General features: G+C 67.4%; 13 protein-coding genes and 1 pseudogene. 1 reads left to right on the top strand and 13 read right to left on the bottom strand.

Annotated features, from left to right (window positions below; genetic code table 11):
* Positions 1–812: 812 nt before the first annotated feature.
* From CcI156_RS08135 to CcI156_RS25530, 5 genes are all read right to left on the bottom strand, one after another.
* Positions 813–3,938, bottom strand: a complete 3,126-nt coding sequence (locus CcI156_RS08135) for a type I restriction endonuclease subunit R (RefSeq protein ID WP_076805138.1) — start codon at positions 3,936–3,938, stop codon at positions 813–815.
* Positions 3,938–5,110 carry a restriction endonuclease subunit S gene (locus CcI156_RS08130; protein WP_139168505.1) on the bottom strand — a complete coding sequence of 391 codons (1,173 nt, stop codon included), beginning with the start codon at positions 5,108–5,110 and terminating at the stop codon, positions 3,938–3,940. The genes CcI156_RS08135 and CcI156_RS08130 overlap by 1 nt, the downstream gene beginning before the upstream one ends.
* Positions 5,111–5,189: 79 nt before the next feature.
* Entirely contained in the window at positions 5,190–6,941 is a 1,752-nt protein-coding gene (locus CcI156_RS08125) for a class I SAM-dependent DNA methyltransferase (protein ID WP_076805133.1), read from the bottom strand.
* Positions 6,942–7,091: 150 nt separating this feature from the next.
* Positions 7,092–7,322 (bottom strand): hypothetical protein, encoded by a 231-nt coding sequence (locus CcI156_RS08120; protein WP_139341449.1) that lies wholly within the window; start codon positions 7,320–7,322, stop codon positions 7,092–7,094.
* Positions 7,323–7,366: 44 nt separating this feature from the next.
* Positions 7,367–7,519 (bottom strand): hypothetical protein, encoded by a 153-nt coding sequence (locus CcI156_RS25530; RefSeq protein WP_157493328.1) that lies wholly within the window; start codon positions 7,517–7,519, stop codon positions 7,367–7,369.
* A gap of 563 nt (positions 7,520–8,082) precedes the next feature.
* Here CcI156_RS25530 and CcI156_RS08115 point away from each other — a divergent pair.
* Positions 8,083–8,322: a transposase gene (locus tag CcI156_RS08115; protein ID WP_011434662.1), complete on the top strand. Its 240-nt coding sequence runs from the start codon at positions 8,083–8,085 to the stop codon at positions 8,320–8,322.
* Positions 8,323–8,556: 234 nt separating this feature from the next.
* On the opposite strand, the gene CcI156_RS08110 is transcribed toward CcI156_RS08115, so the two are convergent.
* The 8 genes and pseudogenes from CcI156_RS08110 to CcI156_RS08075 all read right to left on the bottom strand — a co-directional run bounded on the left by CcI156_RS08110 (position 8,557) and on the right by CcI156_RS08075 (position 16,064).
* Positions 8,557–9,654: an SRPBCC family protein gene (locus CcI156_RS08110; RefSeq protein WP_139341448.1), complete on the bottom strand. Its 1,098-nt coding sequence runs from the start codon at positions 9,652–9,654 to the stop codon at positions 8,557–8,559.
* Between the two features lie 327 nt (positions 9,655–9,981).
* Positions 9,982–10,914: a hypothetical protein gene (locus CcI156_RS08105; RefSeq protein WP_076805129.1), complete on the bottom strand. Its 933-nt coding sequence runs from the start codon at positions 10,912–10,914 to the stop codon at positions 9,982–9,984.
* Positions 10,915–11,192: 278 nt separating this feature from the next.
* On the bottom strand, positions 11,193–12,224 hold the full coding sequence (locus tag CcI156_RS08100; protein ID WP_076805126.1) for a 2OG-Fe(II) oxygenase family protein: 1,032 nt from the start codon (positions 12,222–12,224) through the stop codon (positions 11,193–11,195).
* Positions 12,225–12,255: 31 nt separating this feature from the next.
* On the bottom strand, positions 12,256–12,495 hold the full coding sequence (locus CcI156_RS26735) for a hypothetical protein (RefSeq protein ID WP_035941046.1): 240 nt from the start codon (positions 12,493–12,495) through the stop codon (positions 12,256–12,258).
* A gap of 139 nt (positions 12,496–12,634) precedes the next feature.
* Positions 12,635–13,135: pseudogene (locus tag CcI156_RS26730) on the bottom strand (ATP-binding cassette domain-containing protein); the annotation flags it as partial.
* A gap of 26 nt (positions 13,136–13,161) precedes the next feature.
* On the bottom strand, positions 13,162–14,658 hold the full coding sequence (locus CcI156_RS26725) for an ABC transporter permease subunit (protein WP_254847326.1): 1,497 nt from the start codon (positions 14,656–14,658) through the stop codon (positions 13,162–13,164).
* 6 nt (positions 14,659–14,664) lie between these two features.
* Positions 14,665–14,928 (bottom strand): hypothetical protein, encoded by a 264-nt coding sequence (locus CcI156_RS08080; protein ID WP_076805125.1) that lies wholly within the window; start codon positions 14,926–14,928, stop codon positions 14,665–14,667.
* Positions 14,922–16,064 carry an ABC transporter substrate-binding protein gene (locus CcI156_RS08075; RefSeq protein ID WP_175637555.1) on the bottom strand — a complete coding sequence of 381 codons (1,143 nt, stop codon included), beginning with the start codon at positions 16,062–16,064 and terminating at the stop codon, positions 14,922–14,924. Before CcI156_RS08075 ends, CcI156_RS08080 begins: the two co-directional genes overlap by 7 nt.
* Positions 16,065–16,112: the final 48 nt, after the last annotated feature.

Genomic DNA, 16,112 nt, shown 5'->3' with positions numbered 1-16,112 from the left:
GACAAACGGAGATCGTTTAGCGGGTGACGACACAATGAGCACACATCGAGCACACGCGCGGCCCGACGGACCCGCGCCGGAGGGTCAATTTTTCGAACGATGCAGGCCAAACCAATATCGTTCAAGGTTCGCGGCAGCTGCAGGGCGGGAAACCCGCCGGTTAAAAGCCCGTAGGACAGCCTGCCGTCTAGTATCGCATAGTGCCGTCATGTGTGTGTTCGTGCAGGTCACGGGCACTCTGTGTGTCCCGGGGTGCCGGCGGCTGCCGGGTGCTGGTTCGTCGTCCGGGTTCACGAGGTGCACACCCGAGCGCCTGCGCCGCGTGACCGTGGATCTTGAGTAGCCATTACGCTGGCATGAGTCTCCTACCCACCCTGAGATGGTCCAAGCCAGCGCCCTGCCCCGTCACGGACCAACCACTCTCGGCCGGGCAAGGCGAGCTCGGCCTCGGGCTGAACATGACCGGTTCCGGTGGCGCCCCGCCGAGTACGCCCTTGCTCAGGCACGCATGATCGACGCAGCGCGCCCAGGGCTCGGTGGCCGGTCACGACGGGTGCTGGCGGATCCGGCGCGAGACCCGCGCCTATGGGCTCTGGAGCGCCGCTATACTGGCGCGGTGAGGGACCGGTTTCGGTAGGTCACGGTCTTCGGAGGCAGAGGGCCAGGATCCGGTGATCGGGTTTCTGTAGGCGGCGTTCGGTCATCTCGCGACGGCCATGCCGACGCTTTGGACGCCGTGACCCGACTGATGCCGGTGGCTCGGAGCAGGCCRATTTCCCGAGGGACGAAAGCGCCCCTGACCGGACATTCTGTCAGTCGGTCTCCTGTGACGTGGCGACCTCGTAGAAGGCGTCCGCGAGGGCAAGGATGACGCTGTTGATCCCAGGGCCGTCGCTGAAGAAGTAGTCGGCCATGGTGTTGTGGGCTTCCTGGTTGTCGAGGACGGCCTCGGTGACGACGGCCTTGAAGTCGTCGGAGTCCATGAACTGCTTCTTCGAGTTGACCTGGGTCTGCCTGACGAGGTCGGGGTAGGCGAGGAGTCGCTGGACCAGGCCGTCGACGAACTCGCGGATCTGGGACTCGGTGAAGGACTCGGCGCCGAAGAGGTCGTTCATCTTGTCGATCACGACCTGGAGCGCGACGTACCTGGGCTCCTTGCGGGCGCCGGTCCCGGCGGCGCTGATTCCCTTGAGCTCGCCGTCGCCGGTCAGCGAGATGTCGACGGCGATCCGCTTCTCGTGTCTGACCCCGACCAGGACGACGTCGGAGAGGTCGACCTCGGCGGCCCAGGAGGAGTCGGCGATGACCTTCTCCAGGAGGCGTAGGAAGATGGAGAGCATCTCCAGGTGCGGGTCGCCGTAGTCGACGATCTGGCTCATGAAGTCGTAGAGCCGGACGTAGGTGGAGACGTCCTGACGGAACAGGTCGAGGGTGCTGAGCGTGACCTTGTCGTCGGCCTCGATCGCGGCGGCGTAGCGGCTCGCGAACTCGTGCTTCGCCGGAGCGATCGCGGCCGAGAGCGCGTTGTTACCCTTCCGCTTCACCCACAACTCGGCGACGTTCCGTACCTGGTCGGCGGTGTAGATCCCCGTCTGGGCGAGCTTGGCGGCGAGGTGGGCGACGACGTACGGGTCGGTCTCGGTCTCCAGGGTCGCACCGGTGAAGTACGGCTCGAACGCGGCCCGGATGTCGTCGGGCGTGTTCACGAAGTCGAGGACGAACGTCGTGCRCTTGATCTCCCCGCCCGCGGTGCGGTGGGTGCGGTTGAGCCGGGAGAGYGTCTGCACGGCGGTGACCCCGGAGAGCTTCTTGTCGACGTACATCGCCGAGAGCAGCGGCTGGTCGAAGCCGGTCTGGAACTTGTTGGCCACCAGCATGATCGTGTAGGTCCCGCCCTTGAACGCCGCGGCCAGGTCCGCGCCGGCGCCGGGGTTGAGGTTGGTCTCGGTGAACTCGACGTCCTCCGCCGGCACCGGCCCCCACTCCGAGGTCCACACCTCGTTCTCGTCCATCGTCACCGACCCGGAGAAGGCGACCAGCGTGCGGTAGGTGTACGACGGATCCTCCGCGACCCGGCGAGCGATGTAGGCGTCGATCGCCTTCTTGTACTTCACCGCGGCCTTGCGCGAGTCGGTGACGACCATCGCCTTCGCCCTGCCCTCCAGCAGGTGGGCGACGTTGGCGTGGAAGTGCTCGACGATGATCTKGACTTTCTGGCTGATGTTGGTCGGGTGCRGCTTCACCCACCGCATCAGCCCCTTACGCGCGGCGCTTTCCTCGACTTCGCTGTCGGCGGTGGCCTTACCGGCGATCTTCAGCGCGGTGTCGTACGACTGATAGCCACGCAGAACGTCGAGGATGTACCCCTCCTCGATCGCCTGCCGCATCGAGTACAGGTGGAACTCGACCGGCTTCCCGTCCGGCCCCTTCCGCCCGAACATCTCCAGCGTCTTGGCCTTCGGGGTCGCGGTGAACGCGAAGTAGGAGATGTTCGGCGAGTCGGCCCGCTCGCTCATCCGCGCCGCCAGAAGCGATTCCAGGGCGACCTCGCCGCCGTCGGCGAGGTCCTTGATCTCCTCGGCGGTGAGCACGGCTTTCAGCTGGGAGGAGATCCTGCCGGACTGCGACGAGTGCGCCTCGTCGGCGATCACGGCGAACTTCCTGCCCGTCAGCCCCTTGTCCGCCTGGATCTCGTCCATCGCGAACGGGAACGTCTGCACCGTCACCGCGATGATCARCTCGCCGTTCCGCAGCGCGGCGGCCAGCAGCCCGGACTTCGACGTCGCGCCAGCCTTGCGGACGTCCTCCGGGCTGATCGTGGCCACGATCCTGCCGGACCCGTCGATCTGCCGGATCGCCTCCTGAAGCTGCCCGTCAAGCACCGTCCGGTCCACGACCACGAGGACCGTGTCGAAGACCTTCTCGTCGTCCACGTGCAGCCGCGCCAGCCGGTGTGCGGTCCAGGCGATCGTGTTCGTCTTCCCCGACCCGGCCGAGTGCTCGATCAGGTACCGGTGGCCGACGCCCTCCTCGCGTACGGCGTCGACGATGGTCGTCACGGCCTCCCACTGGTGGAACCGCGGGAAGAGCATGCTGGTACGTCGCACCGACGTCCCCGTCGCGACGTCCCACTCCTCCCGGGTCTCCACGATCATCAGCCGCCCGACGATGGTGAGCCAGGCGTCCTTCTCCCAGACCCGCTCCCACAGGTACGCCGTCGCCGACCGCCCCTCGGCACCTGGCGGGTTCCCCGCCCCGCCGTCATGGCCGATGTTGAACGGCAAAAAGTGCGTCTTCTCCCCCTCCAACCTGGTGGTCATCGCCGCCAGGTCGTTGGAGACCGCGAAGTGCACCAGCGCCCGATGCCCGAACGACAACAACGGCTCCGCCCGACCGTTCGTAACCGGGCGCCGGTCCTTGCGGTACTGGCGGATCGCCTCGTCCAGCGACTGCGTGAAGTCCGTCTTCAGCTCCRCCGTCGCCACCGGCAGCCCGTTGACGAAGAACACCAGGTCGATGCTGCGCTGATCGGCGGTCGAGAAGCGCACCTGCCGCATCACCCGCACCCGCATCGCCGCATACTGCGCAGTCGTCGTCGCGTTCAGGCTGGTCTCCGGCCRGAACTGCGCCAGCTTCAACCGGCCACCACCGATGTAGACGACCCCGTTACGCAGGATGTTCAACGTCCCGCCGCCGTGCTCCAGCGGCCTGTCGAGCGCCGTGGCCAGCACATCGAGGAACTTCGCCGCCGACCCGGCCGCCTTCAACGCCTTCCCGTACGCCGCCTGCTGAGTCTCCTCCAACCAGGCGAACACATCCGCGGGGAAGAGCGCCCGCTCACGGTCATACCCGGTGTCGTTCGCCGAGTACAGCCACCCGTGAGCCTCCAGGTACGCGCAGATCTCGGACTCGAAGACGACCTCGTTGTGGTCGGCCATCAGGCGGCCTCGCCAACGTCGAACTGTCCCGTCACGGCGGCGGTAATGAGCGCCGACCGGCGCTCTCGGGAKAGCTCGATGAATCGCGCGGTCTCCTCGATCAGGACATCGATCTTTATGGTCTGACGATCAAGTCTTGCGGCCACGAGCACTTGCTCCTGCGGATCCACGGAAGGAATGCGCATGGCGCGGAGCTTCTCGGCCGTCAGGTGCGGAATCGTCGACTTGTTGCATACGATGTCAATCACGCCGATGTCCCGGTAGGTCCGCAGGACATAACCCAGCCAAGCGGACGACCAATTACCGAGTGGACGGAGTCGGTTGACGGTCTTCTGGAAGGACCACCCAGGCATGTCCTCCCGAACCAACGCGTTCGTCCCGACGGCTCCGCCCTCAACTACGAGCAAGTCGCCCTTGAGTAGGTTGAGGTTCGCCGCCTCCGCCTCCGAGTAGGGCATCTCCTTCACGTCGTCGAGCTTCAGCCCGGCGTCCTGAATATTCCCAGCTCGGATGTAGGGGAGCAGCCGATCTTCGGCACGAACCGCCTTGCCAGCATCCAACATCTTCCCGAGGGTCACTGAGAAGTGGTGACCAATCGCGGTGAACGCTGCTTCAGCAGGTGGTGAGAAGGGGTTTGCCGATCCGAGGATCGCCGCTCGGATCAGATCCTGCCGCCGCTCGCGGAGCATCTCGATCAGGCGCTGCTGCTCCTCGATAAGCGTGTCGATGCGGGCGGTCTCGCGGTCGAGGTAGTCGGCGATGGCGCGCTGCTCCCCTAGCGGCGGGAGCAGGATCGGCATCAGCCGGAACTCGTCGTTGTCGATCTCGGCCTGACCGATGCGCACTCCGCGCGAGAGCAGTGCGTAGCCGTTGGTGTAGGTGGTCGAGCGAAGGAGCCAGTTGAGGTAGCGGGCGTCCTCACTATGGCGCGGCGCGAAGCAGATGTAGTGACCGGAAACGATCCCGCGGAGCGAGGAGATGCCAACCGAACCTTGCCATGCCTTCATCCGGTTGGCGACCAGCCAGCCTGGGTGGACGAGCTGGTAGATGCTGCGGTTCTCGGCAGTCTTGTTGATGTTGTCGCGCGAGTCCTTCGCCACGACGCCGTACTCGCGAAAGACGGACAGCATCTGCTCTTCCGGATGGTCCACATCCTTGATGCGTTCGAACATGGACCACAGTGGCTTTGTGGTCCAGTGCGGCKGGACCTTCCCGAGCCAGGACACACCGGAGTCGACGAGGTCGAGCCTCTCAGCGATCACCCTCGACCTCTCGCAGCAGGTCGAGGATCTTGGCGACCTGCTTCTCCAGGTCGGCGTCGATCTCGGCGAGGGGGCGGGGTGGGACGTACTTGTAGAAGTGGCGGGTGAAGGGGATCTCGTAGCCGGTCTTGACCTTGGCCCAGTCGATCCAGGCGTCGGGGACGTGCGGCTTCACCTCGGCGTCGAAGTAGGCGTTGATGACCTCGATCTTGCCGGCCCGGCCGGCGGTCGAGCCGCCGTAGGTGAAGGGGACGTTCTCGGTGTCGCGCTTCTTCGGGTCGGGCTTGCGCTGACCCTTGCGGTCGACGACCGGCTTGCCGTCCTCGCCAAGCAGGGGTCGCTCGACGGTGATGGTCCAGTAGCCGAACTCGTCGTTGCTCAGCACCTTGGAGTAGTCGGGGTCGGCGTCGAGGAAGTCGACGTACAGGCTGACGACCTTCTCGCGGTCGGTGTCGGAGATCTCACGGCCCTTGGAACCGAGGTTCTTGCGCATCTTGGTCCAGAACGAGGTGCCGTCGATGATCTGGACCAGGCCCCTGGCGTCGGGGTGCTTGGTGTTGTCGAGGATCCAGATGTACGTGGCGATGCCGGTGTTGAAGAACATGTTGGTCGGCAGCGCGACGATCGCCTCGACCAGGTCGTTCTCCAGCAGCCACCGGCGGATCTCGGAGGGGCCGGACCCGGCGGCGCCGTTGAAGAGCGGCGAGCCGTTCATGATGATCCCGACCCGGCCGCCGCCGTCCTTGGGCGCCCGCATCTTGTGGGCCAGGTGGAGCAGGAAGAGCATCTGCCCGTCCGAGGTCGCCGGCAGGCCGGGGGCGAACCGGCCGTACGGGCCCGCCTCGTCGCGCTCCTCGGTGACCTTCTTGGCGTACTGCTTCCAGTCGACGCCGTAGGGCGGGTTGGACATGCAGAAGTCGAACTTCCTGCCCTTGAAGGCGTCGTCGGTGAGCGTGTTACCGAAGGCGATGTTGGACGCGTCGTGGCCCTTGGCGAGCAGGTCGGACTTGCAGATCGCGTACGACTGCGGGTTGTACTCCTGGCCATACAGGCTCAGGTTYGCGTCCGGGTTCTGCGCGAGCAGGTGCTCCTCGGCCAGGGCGAGCATGCCGCCGGTGCCCGCGGTCGGGTCGTAGAGGGTACGCACGATGCCGGCCTCGGACAGGTCGGCCTCCTTCTCGGCGAAGAGCAGGTCGACCAGCAGCCGGATCGCGTCGCGTGGGGTGTAGTGGTCGCCGGAGGTCTCGTTCGCGGCCTCGTTGAACTTGCGGATGATGTACTCGAACGCATCGCCCATGTCGGCGTTCGACACCACATCGGGGTGCAGGTCGATCGCCTTGAACGAGGTGATGATCTCGCGCAGGAGCCCCGCCTTCTCCAGCGCGAGGATCTCCTTCTTGAAGTCGAAGTACTCGAACACGTCCACGTCCGTCGAGAACCGGTCGACGTAGTCGGCCAGGTTGTCCGCCAGCCCGTCGGCGTCGGCCAGGAGGTTGCTGAATCCGTAGTTGGAAGTGTTGTAGAACGGCCTGCCGGTCGCCTTCTTCACCTCGATCTTCAGCCGGTTCGGGTTGTCGAACGTCCGCGCGAGCTCGCGGACCGTGTCCCRGTCGGGCTCGAGGATGCAGTCGAGCCGGCGCAGGATCGTGAGCGGGAGGATCACGTTGCCGTACTGGTTGGGGCGGTAGGGACCCCGAAGCTGGTCGGCGATCGACCAGATGAAACTACCGAGGGTGCTCACAGGGCTCCTTGAGGGGATCTCACGCGAAGACGGGATGCCGGACGCCYGCGTCCGGGCCATGGGCTACCGACGCCGCCGTGCTCGGGGCCRAAGTTCCTGGCCAGCCCGTACCAGCAGCCGAGCGGTCTGGCGGAATCGTCGACTCTGATCTCAGCCGATCCCGATGTCACTCACCCCGCCACGGCCASGCCAGGCTGTCCACTGCCAGACCTCGGAGAACCTCTCGGTCCACCCCGGGTCGGCCTCCAGGTACGCCTTGATCAGCGGCTCGCACATGTYGCCCTCGTCCCGCTCCTCCGGCAACGCGGCACGAAGGTCGCCCGGCAACTCGCGAATCTGATCCCCACGGACGATAGTCTGCCGCACAGTTCTGACGATCATGCCAAGACCCTCGTGACACGGTCCGCACCCGGCTACAGACCGCCCTACACTGCGGCGGCCAGGTCCGGAGCAAGGCCCCAGCGAATGGCCGGTTTCCAGCCGGGCCAGAGGCCGGCCAGCAACGCCTTGTCCTTCTCCACCTGGTGGCGGCGGGTTCCCAGCCACGTGGTGAGGCCTGCCGGCTGGTGATCGACCATGACGCCAACGCCGCGTTCGACCTGGGCGGTTCGTCCACCGCGAGTACGCCAGCGACGTCAATCCCGCCCGWGGGAGAGCGTCCGGCGCCGAGGCACAGCGAACATGACCCGACTGACAGTGTGGAGCGGTGCGTGAGGTTATGCCCCGTTGATCCGGTCAGCCCCCGCTGCAGGGCGCGGTCTGTGCGACAGCGATGAGCAGCAGGTGCTGGGCCGCAGCCCCGGTCCGCGTGTTGGCGGCTGCCGTCAGCTTGAGGCGGTCCAGGCGGGCTACTGAGTTTTAATCCGCGAAGTTGTGTGGAAGCACGATTATCCTTCACCTTATTGTGATCTCTGGGTGAGTGGTGCGCGTTCTGTTCGGGTAGCCGGCTGGTACGAGGTACGCGACGGGTGGCGGGCTGACCGCCACGGAACGGGATCGCCGGGAACCGGTCCGGAGGGACGCGGCCGAACGGTTCGCCCGGGACGAGCCGGTCGCACAGGTTGAAGCGGACCGGTGAAACACCGGGGCCGCCGCGACGAGCCGAAGTCGTTCTCCTGGCGGGACTATCCGGGATCTGGTCGTGGCCGTGCACAAGMGGCTGGGCCGGCCGGTCGTGCTGGTCTGGGACAACCTCAACCGGCACCTGTGCGCGGAGATGGCCGCTTTCATCGCTGCGAACACACTGTGGCTGACTGTGGTGGCGCTGCCCTCGTACGCGCCCGACCTGAACCCGGTGGAAGGGCTGTGGTCGGTACTCAAAGGCGGGCAGATCGCCAACCGGGCCTTCGACGACGTCGATCTGACCTTGAAACCATCATGATCCACGAAGTCATGATCCGACGACATCACGCATTAAAAATCAGTATTCCCGTCCACGCGGCCAGCGACCGACCACGCACTGCCGAAACCACACCGCCCGACTCTCAGCCCCGCGAGGGAGCTACCAGAGCCGCCACGCTTCGTAGTCGATCAATGATGATTTGCTACCTCGCCGCAGCCCTGGGCCCCGGCCCACCCGCGCCAGGGGTCGGCGCGGGGYCCGTCCGGACCGGCGCTACCCGCCGAATGCGGCGAGCGCCTCGTCGATAACCRCATGACGATGGTGCAGCCCCGGCTCGTTGCGTCCGAAGACAAGCTCGGGCCGCACCCCCGACGCCATGTTYTTCTGGATGTCGATCGCCATGCGGTAGTCCTCGTCGCRCACCGTGGCGTGCGCGTACTCGAAGATCTCGTCCGCGGCGGTTCGCGTCGCCTCGTCCGTGAGATCCATCGGCGACGCGTTCTGGTGATAGGTGATCGAATGACCCGGTCCGCTCCCGGGATAGACCCGGAACACCTCGCCGTTGGCGACAGTGACCGACAGGACGATGTTGGGGAACAGTGCGTAGATCACCACGAGGTTGTGCAGTGGTTCCCATTCTTCCTCGGGCTTGTCCGCGAGGTCCGTGATGTGCCGCATCGGGAAGACCAGCCGATGGTGCGGGCCGAAGGAGTCGAACAGCGCGCAGTTGCTCTTGGTGATCAGCGCGAACGTGTCCCGGTGCACCGTGGCAAAATGATAGTTCTCGGCGAACGTGTCGAGCGCGAACTTCCAGTTGATCGGGAAGTCGARCACCTTCTCGCCCACCGAGGCCCAGCTACCGATGTCCCAGGACGCGAGTTCCGGACCGAGCTCTCCCAGGTGGGCATCGATGTCCAGGGGACCGYTGTCCGGCTGGAGACCGACCCACAGGAATCCGGAATGCTCCGCGGCGGGCAGTTGCGTGAGACGGGGCTTCCCGGCCATCGTCGAGGGGAAACCTTCACGGCCGGGTCCGCCGACGAAGTCACCCTGGGCGTCATACACCCAGGCGTGATACGGGCAGACGAACCGCTCTGCCGCGCCACAGCCCTCCGCGACTGGCGCCTGGCGATGGGCGCAGACGTTCTGGAAAGCCCTGACCGTGCCGTCCTCGCCCCGGGTCAGAAGCACGGGAACGCCCATGACGGTCTTCGTGCAGTAGCTTCCGGGGGCCGGCAACTCAGAGCGGTAGCCGACAAGCTGCGGAGAGCGCAGGACAAGCTCGCGCTCGCGCTCGAAGCGTCCCTGGCCCGTGTACGCCAAGGCCGGCTGGCGGCGCTCCGCGGGCACCATGTCGGTCGTCTTGTCCATCGCGATTTTGAGCGCCCGTCGAGTGAGATCGATGAGCTCGTGGCGGTCGATCTGAGGCCTCCTTGATACGGCAGTCMTGATGCGGCGGTTACGTCATGCCGAGAGCACCGAAGTATCGGYACAAGATCGCATATGACGTGATAGCGGAATCGTATGTGCCTTCGGCCAAACGCCGTTGAGCCGGCATCGTCGAATTTCCAAAAGGAGCGACGGCGTCACTCTATGTGCAATATCTACAGTCATCCCGGAATGAATAGGCACCCTATGTCCTGGATATATCACCCTGCGTAGACGACGTCCGAGCGGGTGGTCAAGCCACGCGGGTGGTCAGGGCGTGCAGGTGCTGCCGGGCTGGCCGAAACCCGGCCGGGAGAGATCGAGGTCGATCCTRCTGTCCGGGCCGAGGACGCGCGGGCGTTCCAGGACGCATTCCCGATGCGTCGCGGTGTCGGTGACGGTGATGCGCTGCGGGCCGGCGTAGAGCGCTCCGCTGCTCCAGTCGGATGACCCGGTGCTGGTGCGGACGGCGAAGGAGGAGATCGGATAGCCGGTGGAGGAACGGGCGTGGCCGCCGAAGATGACGATCCGCACCCGGCCCGGTGCCGGCGGCCGGCCGCGGTCGGTCAGCTGCCCGCTGATCCGAGCGGTTCCGGGGTCGCCGAGGGCGGTGAGGGCGATGCGGCCGATGGCGACGGAGTACGTCCAGCCGTGTGTCCAATGGTCGAACCGGTCGATGTAGAAACGCGAATGGACGATCTCGGCGTCATGCGCCTGATCCKGGTAGAACTCGAACGACAGGCCGGCGGTGCGCGCTCCCCAGCCGGTCCGCAGCAGACCACCCCGGACCAGATCGGGCTGGCTGTTGCCCATGAAGTAGCCAGCCGGGAAAAGCAGGMCTCCGCCGGGAGGGAAGCGGGAGTAGGTGGTGTAACTTCCCCGTTCCTGGCAGGCGTTGACGAAGGCGTCGCCCGTACGGGCCCGCGGGTCGTAGTTCTGGCAGGGAAGGTACGGTCGGCTGGTCGACCCGAGCACCAGGTCCACACCGACCGCACCGCCGATCGATGTCGGGCCCCCGTTTCGATCCGTGAACCCCTCGAAGGGAACCGCGACGCCCTCGCCGCGGGTGGGACCGCCGGCCGCCCTGACCGGCGACGATGTCGCCATGGAAAGTAAAATGATTACGGCCGCGAGCAGGAAAGCTCTCCTCCCGTCACGTGTCCTCGCGCTCCGGACCCGGGTACGAGCCAGCCCGCGGATCATGTCGACGTCCTCTCACCTGGGGAGCCTCTGCCATCAAGCCGATGACACACGCAGGGAGGGGTCGCGCCGGCGGTGCTTTCCATAACCGACACGCAGTCGTTGCGAAACCGCAAGGAGAATGTCCGCTCGTGATCAGCCTCCTGGAGCCCCTCGATACCCTCTCCGGCACGCGATTACGGCACGCGATTACGGCACCTGGGGAGCCGATCAGATGACGCATATGGGATGAGAGGGATGAAATGACCGGTCGGATTCCGACGGCAGTGCGGCCGCCCAGGTCAGCGGCCGGCGGAGGTCTCCGCAAGCTCCGAGACGAACGGACGGCCCTCCCGCCACGCGGCCACCTGCTCCGRCCGGCCGAAGACCTTCAGGTAGTTCTCGACGTTGGTCTCGTCGATCTCGCCCAGGACAACGGGCTCGAACTCCGTGCCGTCCTCCCCGACGAAGGCCGGCAGCGGTTCCAGCACGGTGTCCAGACTCGGATGGTAGAAGATCCCGGTCGACTGCCGGGTCGCACTGCCGCCGGCCACGACCCGGTGGCGGACGGGCCGGAACAGACCGTTGGTCCAGCGGGTGAGGATTGTCCCCGAGAACACCTGCAACGCCCCGGGCACGACGGGCACCGGAATCCAGGTGCCGTYGGCCTGTTGCGCCTGGAGCCCGGAGTACTCGCCGTGCTGGTGCAGGATGGTCACCGCCGAGCCGTCCGTGTGCTCCAGCAGGAGAAGCTTCTCCTCCTCAGCGACCGTGTCCGGGTAGGTCCAGGTCGGGTAGTCGTTGACGATCATGTTGATGTGGTGCGGCTCGGCGTCCGGGAAGCTGCCTGCCGGTAGTCCGAGCAGCCGCTCGTACAGGCCGAGCACCCRCTGGGCCAGCACCACGGCCGCCTTGGCGTAGGCGAAGGTGACCCCGCGCAGGTCGGGGTCCTCCGGCGGCCAGACGTTGCCGTGTTTGTAGAGCCCGAGCCACCGTTCGGACACGCCTGCGGCGGCGGCATCGGCCGGGTTGTCGAACTGGCCCACGGAATACCGTTCGAGTTCGAGGCGGCCGAGGTCGTCGGGCCACTGCCGCCAGCCCCGGAAGGGGTGTCCGGTGGGGCTGGCCAACTTCGCCTTCTCCGGCCGCGGCAGACGCAGGACGCGCTCGACCCGACGCTCGAAATCCTCGATCAGCTCCAGCGGAACGCCGTGGTTGACCACCTGGATCAGGCCGATCCGCTCGGCCGCCTCGCGCACGCGCAGCAGCAGGTCCGCGGGCGCGTCCTCGGCCAGCGCCGCTTCCAGGTCGATGGCGGGAATCTCGTCGGTCATGGCAGGGGCGTCCTCTCCGGTTTCTCCGACATCAGACATTCTCCTTCTCCGCCATCACCCCGGTGCCCGCCGCCGGCAGTGGCGGGAGCACAGGCAGATCGGCGGCGTCCAGATGGCAGTGCACCGCGCGGCCGCCGGGGGAGTCGGCGACGGGGGCGAGCGGCGGCTCGGACGCATGGCACACCTCGTCGGCGAGCGCACACCGGTCGGCGAAGGTGCAGCCCACCGGCCGGTCGGTCGGCGGCGGCGGTTGCCCGGGCACCGCCGGCATCCTGCGTTCCCGCCTGCTCACCCCCACCCGCGGGACGGCGGCGACAAGGCCGGTGGTCGGCTCGTCCAGGACGAGCAGGCGGGGGCTGCCCGAGGGCCGCTGCGATGCCGACCCGCTGCTGCTGGCCCCCGGAGAGTTCGTGCGGCCAGCGTCGCGCGATCGTCGCGGGCGCTGGCAGCCGCACCGCGCCGAGCAGCTCGACGGCCCGGGACCGGGCCTCGGCCCGGGATAGCCCCGCCAGCCGGCAGGCCTCCGCCACCTGCGCGCCGACCCGCACGGTGGGGTCCAGGCTGCTGCTCGTGCCCTGGTGGACCATAGCGAAGGCGTCGGCCCGCCACCGCCTGCGCTCCCGGGCGGACAGGGCCCGCACGTCCATCCCGTCGAGCACGATGCGGCCGGCGTCGATGGCACCCCCGCCGGGCAGCACGTCCGCGAGCGCTGCGGCCAGCGTGCTCTTGCCGCACCCCGACTCTCCGACCAGGCCGTAGGTCTCGCCGGGTCGGACCCGCAGGCTGACGCCGTCGACCGCAACGGCCGGTCCGCCGGACGATGGGTAGCTCACCGTCAGTCCATCGACGACAAGCCCCCCGGCGGCCACGGCCTCGCCCACCACCGGGCCGCCCACCGCCTGGCCATTCATCGCCTGGCCATTCATCGCCGCGTCGCTCATCGCCGGGTCTCCTGTTCCCGCAGGGTGTCGGCGATCAGCGCGACACCGATGACGAGACTTCCGACGGCGAGCGCCGGGAACAGCACCGTCCACCAGCCCTGCTGGAGGAAGACCCGGTTGTCGGCCACGGAGGCCCCCCACTCCGGGGATCCCGGTGGCTGGCCGAGTCCGAGAAAGGACAGGGTCGAGGCGGCGAAGACCGCGTCGCCCAGCGACGACGGCGCCTCGACCAGCACGGTTCCGGTCACGTTGGGCAGCACCTCCCGCCACAGCAGCGACCAGAACGGCTCGCCGCGCAGCCGGGCGGCCTCGACATAGGGCTTCTCCCACTCGACCAGCACGGCCGCCCGCACACTGCGGGTCACGATCGGGACGAAGAACGTTCCGATGACCAGGACGAGGGTGGTCGTCGAGCGGCCCACGAGCGCCACCACCACCACGGCCGCGACCAGATTCGGGAAGACCGCGAGCACGTCGACGACCGCGAACGACGGCCGGCGGACGAGCCGCCGCTGGTCTAGCGATCCGCGCCGTCGGCGGTGCGTCGGATCCGCCGCCGACCGGCCCGGCGCACCGCCGACCGCGGGGCCAGCCGCGACGCTCGCCGCGGAATCCACCGTGATGTCGTTCACCGCGCCCTCCCCACCCGCACGCGCGGATCGAGCGGCGCGTACACCAGGTCGGCGACGACGTAGATGCCCATTCCCACCGCGCCGAGCACGATCGCGCCGGCCTGCAGGGTCGGCACGTCCTTGCTGGTCGCCAACGACAGCAGCTGGTCGCCGACGACAGCAGCAGGTCGCCGACGACAGCAGCAGGTCGCCGATGCCCTGGTAACCGAACAGCAGCTCGACGGTCACCAGTCCCGCGAGCAGGAACTGCAGCTGCACGGCGAGCGCGCTCGTCGCCGGCACCAGCGAGTTGCGCAGCACGTGCCCTCGCACGAGCTGCGCCTCGGACATGCCACGCACCCGCATCGCCCGGATGAACGGGCTAGCGAGGACCGCGGCTGTACTCGCCCGCACGTGCCTGGCGACATAGCCGGTGCACAGCAGGACCAGGCAGACCGCGGGCAGCAGCAGATGCCGGATCGAGGTCAGCGGATCAGCCCCCGGCGGTGCCTGCGCCGACGAGGGCAGCCAGTGCAGCTTCACGCTGAAGACCACCAGCAGGACGAAGGCGAGCAGGGCAAGCGTCGCGCTGTCGAGCAGACGTTCGATCACCAGCGGGCGAACGTCGACCCCGAGCGTGTAGGAGCGCCCCCAGTCACCGGTGACGAACCCACCCAGCCAGTGCAGGTAGCKGGGCATCAGCGGCTCGTCGAGACGCAGCTGGTGGCGCAGCGCGTCCACCGACGCCTGGCTGGCCTCCCGACCCAGCACGACGCGCGCCACGTCGCCGGGGATCAGTTCGGTGGCGATGAACACCAGGAAGCTGACCGCCAGCATGGTGACGGGGATCGCCGCCAACCTCCGGGCCAGGAAACGCACCATGCCGGATCAGGCCCGGCTCACGGTTGTCAGGTCGAGGAAGGCCGACGGGTGGGCGCGTAGCCCCCTGACCCGGTCGGACCGGTAGGCCCGGACGGCCCCGGACCACACGGTGATGATGACCGGCACGTCCTCGTGAAGGGCCCGCGCGATGATCTCGGCCTGCTTCTTCCGCTCGGCGGGGTCGGTCGCGGYGTCGTAGGCGTCGGCCGCGGCGTCCAAGGCGGGGTTGGCGTATTTCGAACCGTTCCAGACCCCGTGGCTCTTCACCATCGGGATGATGAACTGGCTCGGCGTCGGGCGGCCCACCCAGCCGACGAGGTTCGCGGTGGTGAACAGCCAGGGGGTGTCGGTCTCCTGATTGCCGCCGTAGAACACGTCGGAGGTCTGCTGGTCGAGATCGACGGTGATCCCCACCTGCTTGAGCTGGTCCTGGATGACCAGCGCGTAGGCCTTGTTCGGGGCGTCGAAGCTGAGGGTGAACCGCAGATTCTCGACCCCGCGGCGGACAGCAGCGACCGKACCTTCGCCGCGTCCTTCGCGCGTTGCGCGAGGTCCTTCGGTGCGGCCGCGAACGCGGGCGCGAGAAGGTGGTCRTTGCCGATGACGCCGACCCCGTTGTAGACGGCGGTGAGGACACCCGGCCGGTCCAGCGCGTAGGAGATGGCCTGCCGGACCTCCTTCTTCGTGAACGGCGGCCTGTCGACGCGTAGGGTGAACRCGGTCAGGCTGGTACCGCTGGCCTTGTCGACGGCGATGGAGTTGCTTCCGGCGATCGGGACGACGAGGTCGGCCTCGGACAGGATCTGCGCGTCGATGGCGCCGCTCTGCAATGCCAGTAGGTCGGCCTGGGCGTCCTTGTGGAAGGTCACCTTGACTCCGTCGAGGTACGGCTTGCCGGCGTCCCGGTACTTCGGGTTGCGGYGCAGTGAGGCTCCCTGGCCGACGTCGTAGGAGTCGAGCCGGAACGGCCCGGTGYCGATCGCCTTCGTGGCGAACGTGCCGACCTTGTAGTCGCTCTTGAGCACGACCGCGTTGTAGTTGCCCGCGGAGACCAGGTAAGGGAAGTCGGAGAACGGCCGCTCGAGGTGGAAGACCACCGTGTCCGCCCCCGACACCGCCACGCCGCCGGCCTTGAGGACTGACGCGAAGGCGGACAAGGCGGCGGACTTGTTCGCCGGGTCCAGCAGCCGGTCGAACGACGCCTTCACGGTCGGCGCGTCCAGCGGGGTGCCGTCAGAGAAGAGCACGCCCTTGCGCAACGTGAACGACCAGGTGCGTCCCGCGGCGCCTGACGCGCCGGCCGCGCCCGTGTCCGCGCTGGATCCGGAGCTGCCGCAGGCCGCGAGGAACGCGGCGATACCGCCCGCGCCGGTAATAGCCGAGGGTCGGGCACAGTGCAATGACACGTACMCATACAACCTTGAGTACACGAGCGATATACGTTCCGTATGCCA

Origin of the sequence: Frankia sp. CcI156, assembly GCF_001983015.1 — a bacterium.
Lineage (GTDB): Bacteria > Actinomycetota > Actinomycetes > Frankiales > Frankiaceae > Frankia > Frankia casuarinae.
This window is presented reverse-complemented; position numbering and strand designations above follow the sequence as displayed.